10 protein-coding genes and 6 pseudogenes are annotated in these 12,677 nt (G+C 38.2%); 8 read left to right on the forward strand and 8 right to left on the reverse strand.

From position 1 onward, the window contains the following. The 7 genes and pseudogenes from AFK68_RS40100 to ndhC all read right to left on the reverse strand — a co-directional run. Window positions 1-1,372 (reverse strand): annotated as a pseudogene (locus tag AFK68_RS40100) (carboxypeptidase-like regulatory domain-containing protein); the annotation flags it as partial. Between the two features lies 1 nt (window position 1,373). Then, window positions 1,374-2,811 (reverse strand): annotated as a pseudogene (locus tag AFK68_RS46875) (collagen binding domain-containing protein); the annotation flags it as partial. Window positions 2,812-5,510: 2,699 nt separating this feature from the next. Continuing rightward, window positions 5,511-5,837, reverse strand: a 327-nt coding sequence (locus tag AFK68_RS40120) for an NAD(P)H-quinone oxidoreductase subunit J (protein ID WP_210407667.1), incomplete at its 5' end; no start/stop codon positions are given. 1 nt (window position 5,838) lies between these two features. Then, window positions 5,839-6,227, reverse strand: a pseudogene (locus AFK68_RS40125) (NAD(P)H-quinone oxidoreductase subunit J); the annotation flags it as partial. Then, entirely contained in the window at window positions 6,220-6,942 is a 723-nt protein-coding gene (gene ndhK, locus AFK68_RS28975) for a photosynthetic/respiratory NAD(P)H-quinone oxidoreductase subunit K (protein WP_094677284.1), read from the reverse strand. The gene ndhK and the pseudogene AFK68_RS40125, both read right to left, overlap by 8 nt. Before the next feature lie 44 nt (window positions 6,943-6,986). Next, window positions 6,987-7,152: pseudogene (locus AFK68_RS28980) on the reverse strand (NADH-quinone oxidoreductase subunit B); the annotation flags it as partial. After that, window positions 7,143-7,505: a photosynthetic/respiratory NAD(P)H-quinone oxidoreductase subunit C gene (ndhC, locus tag AFK68_RS28985; protein ID WP_094677266.1), complete on the reverse strand. Its 363-nt coding sequence runs from the start codon at window positions 7,503-7,505 to the stop codon at window positions 7,143-7,145. The gene ndhC and the pseudogene AFK68_RS28980, both read right to left, overlap by 10 nt. Before the next feature lie 618 nt (window positions 7,506-8,123). On the opposite strand from ndhC, the gene AFK68_RS28990 reads away from it, so the two are divergent. From AFK68_RS28990 to AFK68_RS29020, 8 genes and pseudogenes are all read left to right on the forward strand, one after another. Further along, window positions 8,124-8,483, forward strand: a complete 360-nt coding sequence (locus AFK68_RS28990) for a rubredoxin (protein WP_094677268.1) — start codon at window positions 8,124-8,126, stop codon at window positions 8,481-8,483. 111 nt (window positions 8,484-8,594) lie between these two features. Beyond that, a partial coding sequence (locus tag AFK68_RS42810; RefSeq protein WP_246844528.1) for a YCF48-related protein occupies window positions 8,595-8,984 on the forward strand: 390 nt, incomplete at its 3' end. Window position 8,985: 1 nt separating this feature from the next. Further along, window positions 8,986-9,698, forward strand: a pseudogene (locus tag AFK68_RS42815) (photosynthesis system II assembly factor Ycf48); the annotation flags it as partial. A gap of 320 nt (window positions 9,699-10,018) precedes the next feature. Beyond that, window positions 10,019-10,267 (forward strand): cytochrome b559 subunit alpha, encoded by a 249-nt coding sequence (gene psbE / locus AFK68_RS29000; protein WP_094677272.1) that lies wholly within the window; start codon window positions 10,019-10,021, stop codon window positions 10,265-10,267. A 24-nt stretch (window positions 10,268-10,291) separates the two neighbouring features. Beyond that, the gene (psbF, locus tag AFK68_RS29005) at window positions 10,292-10,426 is read left to right on the forward strand and encodes a cytochrome b559 subunit beta (RefSeq protein ID WP_094677274.1); all 135 of its coding nucleotides are present in this window, start codon (window positions 10,292-10,294) and stop codon (window positions 10,424-10,426) included. Window positions 10,427-10,438: 12 nt separating this feature from the next. Then, a complete protein-coding gene (locus AFK68_RS29010) occupies window positions 10,439-10,564 on the forward strand; it encodes a photosystem II reaction center protein L (protein WP_094677276.1) in 126 nt (41 codons plus the stop codon). Between the two features lie 295 nt (window positions 10,565-10,859). Beyond that, entirely contained in the window at window positions 10,860-10,982 is a 123-nt protein-coding gene (locus AFK68_RS29015) for a photosystem II reaction center protein J (protein ID WP_094677278.1), read from the forward strand. A gap of 310 nt (window positions 10,983-11,292) precedes the next feature. Further along, window positions 11,293-11,919 (forward strand): annotated as a pseudogene (locus AFK68_RS29020) (DUF3685 domain-containing protein); the annotation flags it as partial. A 221-nt stretch (window positions 11,920-12,140) separates the two neighbouring features. Here AFK68_RS29020 and AFK68_RS29025 read toward each other — a convergent pair. Beyond that, complete coding sequence (locus AFK68_RS29025; RefSeq protein ID WP_094677282.1) at window positions 12,141-12,500, reverse strand: hypothetical protein; 360 nt, start codon at window positions 12,498-12,500, stop codon at window positions 12,141-12,143. Between the last annotated feature and the right edge of the window lie 177 nt (window positions 12,501-12,677).

Consider the following 12,677-nt stretch of genomic DNA (forward strand, 5'->3'; position numbering starts at 1 on the left):
CTCCTGGATCTATCTGACCATTACCATCAATATCGTTGAAAACAATACCACCGAGATCGACAACAGGAAGCACAGCAGGTGGCAGATTTGTTGGATCGTTGGCAAAGTTAACAAAGTCAGCGTTATCCCCTGCTGCCAGAGTGATTATTACAGGTTGTGGAGTCGTAGAGTCAGTGAAACCAGGGAATGGTTCCTGACGAACAATATAAGTTCCTGGATCTATCTCAGGGATATCATAGCGACCAAATTGGTCTGTCAAAGAAAATCGTTCGTCATCATCTCGTTCCCCGTTTTCGTTAGCATCTATGTAGATAATAGCATTAGGCAATGGTCGGTCACCATCTAGTGGTTCTGCCTGACCATCTCCGTTATCATCTATAAATGCAATACCAGAAATATTGGCACGGCCAATAGGAGGAAGTACCGGAGACTGACCAAAATCAATTTCTAAGTTAGAGTTCTCAAACTCGTCAACAGTAATTGTCAGGTCCGTTGGAGTTGTAGCAATAAAGCCTTGTGAAGTTGCAGTTGGATCATTCGGATCTGTAATAACATCTCGTGGAATAATTCGTAATGTGTAAGTACCTGGCAACAGACCAACAATTGCATATTCTCCGTTTGTGTCTGTGAAAGTATTAGGTTCTTCTAAGCCATCAAAACGGCCATTGTTGTTGATATCAACATAGATTTGGAAACCAGGAACACCCCTTTCTACAAATTCATCAGGATCAAGGACACCATTGCCATTAGTATCGCCAAAGTCTTGGATACCATTACTGTTAAAGTCTTCAAATACAGTTCCAGTAATTAGAGTTTGCGGTTGGTTCCCAAAGTTGTAAACGGTACTGAGACCATCACCAACAGTTATCAAAGCTGTTGGAGTTGTCTGAGTAAAGCCTGTGCGCAGAATTTGTAGAAGCTGATACGAACCTGAATCTACATCAGATACATCTAAACCAAAACTACCACCAGGACCACTAATTTGATTTGGTTCAAAGCCTTGTATCTGACCATCTGCTTTTGTGTCTAGGAATACTTCAACACCAGGTAAACCAACTTCCCCTAGTAGAGGTTCAAATAGTCCGTTACCGTTGTTGTCAGCAAATACAATACCACTAACAGTATCTTCCTGTGGCGATCTGACATTCACACCGAAGTCAATATCAAATAAACTTTGACCAAAGGGAAGATTAATTGGCTCTGTTGAGATATTGGGATCTGCTGGTGGTACGTCTTGACCAATAAAAACAGTAACAACTGGACGACTGCTTGTTCGGAACAAGTTTTCTTGGCGAACAACATCAACTGTGTAAATACCAGGAAGTACACCGTTAAATGTATAACGACCATCAGGATCGGTGAAGGTTTCAGGNCAAATAAACTTTGACCAAAGGGAAGATTAATTGGCTCTGTTGAGATATTGGGATCTGCTGGTGGTACGTCTTGACCAATAAAAACAGTAACAACTGGACGACTGCTTGTTCGGAACAAGTTTTCTTGGCGAACAACATCAACTGTGTAAATACCAGGAAGTACACCGTTAAATGTATAACGACCATCAGGATCGGTGAAGGTTTCAGGTTCGTCGAAATCAAGGTTACCATCACCATCTATGTCTTCGCCTTCATCTAGTACCCCGTTAAGATTGAGGTCTTCACTGCTATCTAGTTCTCCATCACCATCTATATCTAGGAAAACTTGAGCTGTAGGAATACCTGGTTCAGTGAAGGTTATCCCATCAATTATACCGTTATTGTTGAGGTCTTCGGTTGGGTCTAGTATTCCATCATTGTTGATATCTTCACTGCTGCCAGTAGTATCTCGTACCCCATTGTTATTCTCATCAGTGAAGATTACACCACTAATAACAGTGTTCGGGTCAAAGATGCTGGTATCACCAAAGTTGTAGACAACCGTCTGACCAGGAACAACGGGAACTAAAGGAGTAGGAGTAGTGTTAACAAAGCCTGCTGGTGGTGTTTCCCGAACTCTGTAGTTCCCTGGTCGCAATGTAAAACTATAGAACCCATTAGGATCTGTGCGGGTAACTGGTTCATTGGCTTCTGCGAAACCGTTATTATTGAGGTCTACAAAAATTTCGACATCTATTAGTCTTGGTTCATCAGGACCGGCTAAACCATCAGCATTGCGATCGTCAAATTTAACGCCAGCAATTGTACCCCTGGCCTCTGTATCTGGGATAACTGAAGGAGGTGTTACTGTTGCATCAGGTTGGTTTCCAATATTGACGAAATCAATATTGTCACCGTCAGCTAAGTTAATTATTGGATCTGGAGTAATTTGGGTGAAACCAGCTTGCTGAACTTCCCTGACTGGATAAGTATCAGGTGGTAAATTCTCAAAGCTATAGCGACCATCTGCATCAGTAATAGATGTTGGTTCACCCGTGTCTAGAACTCTATTGTCATCAAGGTCTAGATAAATAGTGAATCCAGGAAGACCAGATTCATCAGGATCTATTGCATTGTTACCATTGATATCATTAAATTTAGTACCAGCAATTCGGCCTGTTCCTGTTAATTGGCTAGCAGTTCTAGTTTCATCTGTTGCTTCTGGAGCTGGTTCTATAGGTTGCTCTGGTTCTATAGGTTGCTCTGGTTCTATAGGTTGCTCTGGTTCTGGCGCTGGTTCTATAGGTTGCTCTGGTTCTGGCGCTGGTTCTATAGGTTGCTCTGGCACTGGTTCTAAAGGTTGCTCTGGCGCTGGTTCTAAAGGTTGCTCTGGCACTGGTTCTAAAGGTTGCTCTGGTTCTGGCTCTGGAGTTGGTGGAGCGATCACAGCATTACCCACATTCAATACAAGACGCGGATCACCTTGTAGAACATTAATAGGTTGAGTTAAAGTAATTTCCTGATCTGGAGTAGTTTTGACAAAACCCGGTTGAGGTATTTCCCGTAAAAAGTAAGTTCCTAGTGGAAGATTATTAAAGCTAAAGTCACCATTAACATTTGATATTGAAGCTGGTTCTTCAGGGTCTAGTATATTGTCTCCATCAAGGTCTAAGTAGAGAGTAAAGTTAGCTAAACCAGGTTCTCCTGGATCTAAGACTCCATTGGAATTGAAATCGTTAAATTTATTACCGATTAAATCACCCTGTAGGAAGGGAGTGTCAGGAACTTGACCGATATTAACAAAGTTTGCATCTTCCCCACTGGTAACAACAATTACTGGATCTGGTGTTGTTAGGGTAAAACCAGGTTGAGGTACTACTCTGACAACATACTCATCTGGAGGTAGAGTATTAAAGCTGTAGAAACCTCGATCGTTAGTAATTCTGAAAGGTTCTTCTTGATCAAAGATACCATTTTCATTGAGGTCTAAATAAACAGTAAAGTTTGATAGACCTATATCTCCATCTGATATACCTACATTTTCTAGAATATCTGGTACAACTATATCTGTTAGATCGATGGCTCCATTAGCATTGTTATCTAAGAAAACAATACCTGAGATTGCATTAACTTCAGCATTACCAAAGTTAACACCAAACAAGGTTTCCCCATCTGGTATATCAACAGTCCGAGATTGGGTTGTTACATTAAATCCTAGTTGTTCTTCCGCTTCCCGAATAGTGACTAGGCGGTTTGCTGGTAAATTAGCTAAGAAGTAACTGCCATTTGCGCTAGTAATATCGAATGGTTCACCAACATCTAGAATCTCATTACTATTAAGGTCTGCATAGATAGTAAAGNCACCAAACAAGGTTTCCCCATCTGGTATATCAACAGTCCGAGATTGGGTTGTTACATTAAATCCTAGTTGTTCTTCCGCTTCCCGAATAGTGACTAGGCGGTTTGCTGGTAAATTAGCTAAGAAGTAACTGCCATTTGCGCTAGTAATATCGAATGGTTCACCAACATCTAGAATCTCATTACTATTAAGGTCTGCATAGATAGTAAAGTTTGGTAGACCAGGCTCATTAGGGTCTAAGATGCCATTAGCATTTGCATCGAGATATTTAACTCCTTCAACATTACCTGTACCACCAGGAGTAACTATACCAATATCTTCAACCACAGTTGGTGGTAAATCTTCTGTACCAGTGAAAATAATTACTGGGTTAGGAGTTGTTCTTGCTTCGTCTAAGTCTCGTACAACATCAACGTTGAATAGACCAGGTGTTACTTCTATGAATGAGTAAAAACCAAATTCATCAGTTATACTGACAACTTCCCCTTCATCTAGAATGCCATTTCTGTTTCCATCAAGAAATACTTCGCCACCAGAAATACTTGGTTCATTAGAGTCACGAATACCATCAATGTTTAAGTCTTCAAATAATACACCACTGATGTTACCTGTGCCTGGGCCAATTACCGCGTTACCAAATGGAAAATCTGAAACAGTAGGCTGGTCTATGTTCAGGGTAACAAATACAGGATCTGGGATAGTTTGCTGGAAACCTGGCTGCGGAATTTCCCGAATACTGTAAGTTGAATTCAGCGGTAGATTGGTAAAAGCAAATTCACCATCATCTCCACTTATTGATGAGGGTTCTTCAGGGTCTAACTGATTATTATTATTTTGATCTAAGTAGATAGTAAATCCAGGTAAACCTGGTTCTGCGGGATCGCGAAAGCCGTTACGGTTAAGGTCATTGTACTTGACACCAAAAATGCTACCAAGGCCAGGTGGTGGTGGTGGTGGTGGAACAGGGCCACCTACTGTACTACCAAAGTTTATCCTGATATCTCTGACCATATCCGCAGCGACTACAGGTACTACGATTGGTTCTTGTATAACAGTTGAAACAGTACCAGGAGGGGGAATTTGTCTGAGTGGATATTCACCATCTAGTAATCCTAAGAAGCTATAGGCACCATCTGGACGACTAACTGAGAATAATTCATTAGGATTTTGCAGACCATCATTATTTTGATCCACAAATACTGTAACACCAGATATTGTTTGGTCTTCTGAATCAAAGACCCCATCACCATCTACATCATTAAATGTGACACCTACTATATTACCAGCCCCGCCAAGTTGCGAGGCTGTTTTTATATCATCACTCACGTTCTAACTCCTCCACCAAAAAATCTATAGTTAATAGTGATTTGTATTTAACTAATGGCTAAAAACCACCAAATCAAGAATACAGATATACATTAAATCAATATGATGCTTATCACCCATGACGAGTAAAGCTAAAGCGCAGACGCTGAGGATTATATCAGGTTGATAAGAATGTGACAATTAGATTGGAAAATATACTAGAATAATTTAATCTTAAGGCCATAAGCAAAATTTAACTATTCAATTTAGTAAGATTAAGCACCCCCCTATTTAATGGGTGGGTGCTATCTGGTGTCGGGACGTTGCTTATCCCTGACAAGTTCCTATTCCAGAGAAAATTTATTCTATTTTCTCAAAATGCAGAAATATAGATAAACTTGGATAGGAGATGAAAAAAATCAACTTCAGTATTTCAATACCAGATACTTCAGCATTCGGTACTGATAACTGATAACTGATAACTGATAACTGATTTAATAGGCATCTTGTAATTCGTAGAATTCTGGGGAAATATAATCTTTACGCAACGGCCAACCTACCCAGTCTTCAGGCATCAAAATTCGTTTGAGATTAGGATGTCCTTCGTAGACAATGCCGTACATATCATAAGATTCCCGCTCTTGGAAATCTGCTGACTTCCAAATCCAATAAACGGAAGGAACTCTAGGATCGTCTCTGGGGATAAATACTTTTACCCGTACTTCTTCTGGTTGGTCTACATCATCACTGACTTTGACCAAGTGATACATACTTACTAAGTCTTCTCCAGGTCCTGCATCATAAGCACATTGACACTGTAGNATGCCGTACATATCATAAGATTCCCGCTCTTGGAAATCTGCTGACTTCCAAATCCAATAAACGGAAGGAACTCTAGGATCGTCTCTGGGGATAAATACTTTTACCCGTACTTCTTCTGGTTGGTCTACATCATCACTGACTTTGACCAAGTGATACATACTTACTAAGTCTTCTCCAGGTCCTGCATCATAAGCACATTGACACTGTAGATAATTAAAGCCATAAGCATACAAAGCTGTGGATAGGGGAATTAAGAAATCCCTGTCAACTTTGATAATTTCTACTCCCAGATGATCGGGTTCTAAGAATTGATGCTCAAAACCATTCTCTGCCAGCCATTGTGAAACTTTACCTGCTTCAATTACTGGAGCTTCTTCTGATTCAGCCACGACTTACCTCCTCTGTTTGTGTAGCTTGCAGTGCAGGTGGTACTGGCATACCTATTGCTTCTGTTAGCTCTTTTGGTGGTGCTTGACGGTCAGATGTCTGTAGATATTGACCATTCAGAATTGGTTCAACTACTTTCATATTGTGCTTAACACTGTAGTAACGATGAGCTTGCAAGAGTTTACCCCTTTCTTGCAAGGATTCATTGGCAACTTTTTTCCTCAGCTTGATGACAGCATCAATAATTGCTTCTGGACGTGGTGGACAGCCAGGAATGTATACATCTACTGGGATTAATTTGTCTACCCCACGAACTGCTGTTGGTGAGTCCATACTAAACATACCGCCTGTAATTGTACAAGCACCCATGGCAATGACATATTTAGGTTCTGGCATTTGCTCATAAAGACGTACTAAGGTCGGAGCATACTTCATGGTGATTGTACCAGCAGTAATTAGTAAGTCTGCTTGTCTAGGGCTGGACCGTGGTACTAAGCCAAAGCGGTCAAAGTCAAATCTGGAGCCGATGAGAGCTGCAAATTCAATGAAACAACAAGCTGTACCATACAAAAGAGGCCATAAACTAGAAAGTCTAGCCCAGTTGTAAAGATCGTCAACTGTAGTTAAAACTACATTCTCGGAAAGTTCTTGAGTAACTTCGGGGGGTTGCTCAATTGGATTAATAATTTTTGGTTTTTGATTAGGACTTAAGACCATTCCAAAGCTCCTTTGCGCCATGCGTACACTAGAGCAATCACTANAACAAGCTGTACCATACAAAAGAGGCCATAAACTAGAAAGTCTAGCCCAGTTGTAAAGATCGTCAACTGTAGTTAAAACTACATTCTCGGAAAGTTCTTGAGTAACTTCGGGGGGTTGCTCAATTGGATTAATAATTTTTGGTTTTTGATTAGGACTTAAGACCATTCCAAAGCTCCTTTGCGCCATGCGTACACTAGAGCAATCACTAAGATTGCGATGAAAATTAGGGCTTCTATAAAGGCTAGGAGTCCCAACTGATGAAAGGCCACTGCCCAAGGATATAGAAATACTGTCTCTACATCAAAGATGACAAAGACAAGAGCGAACATATAGTAACGGATATTGAACTGTATCCATGCTCCACCAATTGGTTCTACACCGGATTCATAGGTCGAGACTCGCTCTGGGCCGCGAGTTTTGGGCCGGAGTAGCTTAGATGCAGTTAAGGCCAGGATTGGGACTAGGCTGCTAATTATGAGGAAACCTAGAAAATACTCGTAACCACTAAGAACAAACACAATTAACCTACATTTTCTAAATAACTAGGACTCTTAGTCTGTGAATATTATAGAGACCATAAGAGTTATTCTACTGCTAGTCCAGATAATAAGTCAAAAGTCAAAATTTAACAGTCAAAAGTTAGAGCTAATATCATGTCCGGTTAAACAGTCTTCATTAATTGATAATTGATAATTGATAATTGATAATTACCTCTCCCTTTTAGGGAGAGGATTGACGAATCAGGAAAAGATTTATTTTTTTCCCCTTGAAAGGGGAGGCTTCAAGGCGTGAATGGTCTAATTATTTAATTGTTTAATTATTAATTATTTCGGTAAATAACGAGGGAGGAGTCAGGAGGTAGGGACGTTGCATGCAACGTCCGTACGGAGCCAGGAGGGAAGAAACGATAAAGGAGAAGGAAGAGGAAGAAGAGGAGAATAAGCAGAAAGTTTTTTTATCACTAATTATCCGGACATGATATGACCCATCAATTCTAAATAGTTATCTCAAGTCAAAAGTTATAGGTCAAAAGTCAAAATTCAAAAGTTAAAACTAACCAATCAGTTCTAAATAGTCAAATTCTGTAATAATAATTAAAAATATTTTCATAATCGCTAATTCAATCCCTGGGAACTATGAGCGAGGAAACGACTGAGGCCAACACACAGGATGAGGCCAACATAGAGGAACTGGATCGATATGAATGTCGAGCCTGTGGCTATGTATATGAACCTAATAAGGGAAGTTCTACGGGAAAAATTCCACCGGGAACTGCTTTTTCAGATTTGCCTTCAGTTTGGCGCTGTCCTGTTTGTGGAGCGTCTAAAGTCCAATTTATGAATGTTGGACCGATTGAAGGCCCTTCAGGATTTAAAGAAAACCTTGGCTATGGTTTTGGTGTTAATACTCTCACACCCAGCCAGAAAAATCTTCTAATTTTTGGTGGATTAGCCCTGGGATTCTTGTTTTTCCTGAGCTTATATGGTTTACGATAAGATGGCCATAAAGATAATTGATAATTGATAATTGATAATTGATAATTAGAGATAGTTTTAATTATTTATTATTCATTATTCATTATTCATTTAATGAATGATTAAATTGTGATGCACTCAATAGTAAAATTCTGGAAACAAATTTTCATAGTATTAGCAGCAGTTATACTTTGTAGCGGTTGCAAAAATGCTTTTTTACCACCGATGAGTTACAATCCCTGGGAGGTAATTCAACTACCAACTGAGGTTACGTTGTTTGATATCGGATTTACAGATGATCTTGACCATGGTTGGATTGTGGGTGGTGATACAACTATTCTTGAAACTACTGATGGTGGCGAAACTTGGCAACCTAAAAGTATCGATTTAGAGGAAAAAGCTCGCTTGACATCAGTAAGTTTTAATGGTAATGAAGGGTGGATTGTCGGACAACCTTCTTTACTTTTGCATACTGATGATGGAGGAGAGTCTTGGAGTCCGATTCCTCTAAGTTCTAAACTGNAAGGGTGGATTGTCGGACAACCTTCTTTACTTTTGCATACTGATGATGGAGGAGAGTCTTGGAGTCCGATTCCTCTAAGTTCTAAACTGCCTGGCGCTCCTAATACAATTGTGGCTTTGGGGCCAAATTCTGCGGAAATGACGACTGATGTAGGAGCTATCTATCGGACTCAAGATGGAGGATACAATTGGCGTGCTCAAGTGGAGGATGCTGTGGGAGTAGTGAGAAATATTTCTCGTTCTTCTGATGGTAAATATATAGCTGTTTCGGCAAAGGGCAACTTTTATTCTACTTGGGCACCTGGAGAAACATCTTGGACTCCTCATAACCGTCAGAACTCTCGCCGTTTGGAAAATATGGGTTTTGGTGATGATGGTGGTTTGTGGTTATTAGCGCGTGGAGGTCAACTGCGGTTTAGCGATCCGGAAAACCTAGAAGAGTGGGGAGAAGCTATTACTCCTGAGTATGCTACAAGTTGGGGTCTTTTAGATTTGGCTTATAGAACTCCTGATGAAATTTGGGTTTCTGGCGGTAGTGGTAATTTACTTCGCAGTACCGATGGAGGTCAGACTTGGGAAAAAGACCTTGATGTAGAGAATGTTCCTGAAAATTTCTACAACATTGTATTTATCAATTCAGAAACAGGTTTTATTCTTGGTCAAAGAGGAACTATGCTCAAATATAATAGTTCAGCAGTTTCAGAGGCGGTTTAAAAACAGAAGCTATCCGACTATAACAATAGAAAAATATCATTGTTTATCACTTAATTGGGTAGTATTACTCAAACGGCAAGATATGATTTCTTTGTATTGTTTTATTTGCTGAAAATCAGTCTGAATGTGTTAGAATTGATCCCGTCTGGCTAAGAGATAAAAATGACAGATGTAAAAAAGACAAAAAGTTAGTCTATTTTTACTCTGAAAAAAGACAAAAAACTCATCCCATTTATTACTATGGTATGAGCAATTTAGAAAAGTTTTAAGACTATCATATATAAATGATGGTTTAAGATTATTTGGGAGGAAAAAATTAGATGGCTGGTGGCAGTACAGGTGAACGTCCATTTGGAGACATTATCACAAGCATTCGTTACTGGGTAATTCATAGTATCACTATTCCAGCTCTGTTTGTTGCAGGTTGGTTATTTGTGAGTACCGGGTTAGCTTATGATGTTTTCGGTACACCTAGACCTAATGAGTATTACACTCAACAAAGACAAGAACTACCTGTTGTTTCAGATCGTTTTGAAGCAAAACAACAAATTGATGAATTTATCAAATAGATAAAAAATAAGGAGATTAAAATAATGACTAGCGGAAATCCAAATCAACCAGTTAGCTATCCAATTTTTACAGTTAGATGGTTAGCAGTTCATACTCTTGGTGTACCTACAGTTTTCTTTTTAGGTGCCATCGCAGCTATGCAGTTTATTCAAAGATAGGAGCATAAAATAATGCCTTTAGACCGTAATACTAATGCTAATCAGCAACCAGTAGAATTAAACCGTACTTCTCTCTATCTTGGTTTGCTCTTAGTTTTTGTTCTTGGTATTCTGTTTTCTAGTTATTTCTTTAACTAATTTGGGAAACGGAATTGAGAAATTTCTACCTATACAAGTTATCATATTTTGCTAATGTATAGGTAGTAGAATCAACTAAAAAGTTAACAATTAGATTGTTTACAAATTTCTTTGAAATAGTAGTTAGTTTTGAAATAATTGAGGTGAAGTATTATGATGTCTGAACCAGGAAGAATTCNTTTTCGGAATTTTTTTAATGTATAGGTAGTAGAATCAACTAAAAAGTTAACAATTAGATTGTTTACAAATTTCTTTGAAATAGTAGTTAGTTTTGAAATAATTGAGGTGAAGTATTATGATGTCTGAACCAGGAAGAATTCCTTTATGGTTGGTTGCTCTTGTAGCAGGAACTGGTGTACTTGTAGTTGTTAGTCTTTTCTTCTACGGAGCTTATGTTGGTGTAGGTTCTTCTTTATAAGAAAAAGTAGAAGTTTGACTTAGTTAATACTCAGATTATAGGATTTAGTTTTCTGAGATTTTGTTGAATAATTCCACTCTCAAAAAAGTGGAATTATTTTTTTTTACCCTAATTTTTGATTCAGAGAGCGATCGCTACTGATATCATGTCCGGTAGCATCGGTCTTGTAAGGTAAGGGTAAAGAAGAAGGCTTTAGTTATCTAGGAAAGAAGGCTTTAGTTATCTAAGACAGAAGGGTTAAAAGCACAAAAAAACTTAAATTTCCCATAGATATTAACGGTAAAATTGATCCGAAAAATCCTACTTATTATTTCAAGTTCCTTTAGTAATTGATAATGTATCTTTTGGAGTAGGTACTCCTGAAGCCATGGAACGCTCTGAAGCCTTACTTCAAAATTTATTAATTTCAATTGCTAATGCTGTGATTCAACCTTTATTAAATAATTTTGCCGATGTAGAAGAAATTAAAGAAAATTTTTATAGTCGTCAATTATTATCAACACGGGATATTGAAAAGTTCCGTAATCGCTTATCCTGGAGATATCGTATAGAACAATATATTGGAGAACCAAAAGAAATTTTTGAGAGTAATTTTTCCTTATTTGTATTGAATGAACGTGGCATTAAAAAAGTATCTGTTTATTCACCCCGTAGACATGAATTAGGAAAACTTTCAGGAATTCCATTGACAGTAACATTACTATTAGAAACTCGTGATGCAATAGCTCCTGGTATTAGGGCAACTGTTTCTTTTATTGGTAGTGGAGTTGTGTATTTATTAACTCAAGTAATTGGGCGTGGTATAGGTTTAATTGGAAGAGGTATTATTCAGGGTGTGGGTAGTTCTTTTCAAGATGCTAAATTTGGTCGAAATAATAATATGGGAGAAACAAGAAAAAGTCAGCAAGAAAGTAGAAGGCAGAAAGGAAGTATTTAGGATAATTAATAATTAATAATGAATAATGGATAATTAATAATTAATGATTACTTTTGGTTAAAATCAAGAGTATTGCATAGCAAAAATCTTATTTCTTTTTTTGTTGAAAAGGATAAACTTGAAACCCACATTCCACACTTACAGCGCTTTTCAAGTTGATGAACCACATCTTCACAACCAAAACTTAGTAGGGACGTTCCATGGAATGTCCCTAATGTGGTCTACTGAAATGAAAACCGCTGTAAATTTGTAGTATTAAAATTAGTATAAAAAGCTGTGGTTTGGTAAGTATTTAGGGGTTGCTGATTAAATATAAAAGTATTGACGGATAAAGGTTTGAGGAATTTTAGGTATGGAAAAAGTACCAGCTTTTTGGTTGATAAAGCCGAAAAAGTGAGCATTTTGTGTAGACTATTGGCTGAAAAATCTAGGGATAATTCTTGCTCCTGTAGATATTTACCCTTTGGTTTACACGCTCCGATACCAGCGGACATGATATTACTTGATTGTTGATTACTATGACTTTCTTCTGTTTGCGGAGCATGACCTAGGAAATTCTGACTCCTCGTTTCGCAATACATTTTGTCGCGCGGAATGTAGGTTTAAACCAAAAGGAATCAATTATCAATTATCAATTATCAATTATCAATTATCAATTATCAATTATCAATTATCAATTATTAATGATTAATTATCAATTATCAATTATCAATTATCAATTATCAATTATCAATTATCAATTATCAATTATCAATTAT

This window comes from Hydrocoleum sp. CS-953 (genome assembly GCF_002260545.1).
Classification (GTDB): domain Bacteria; phylum Cyanobacteriota; class Cyanobacteriia; order Cyanobacteriales; family Microcoleaceae; genus Trichodesmium.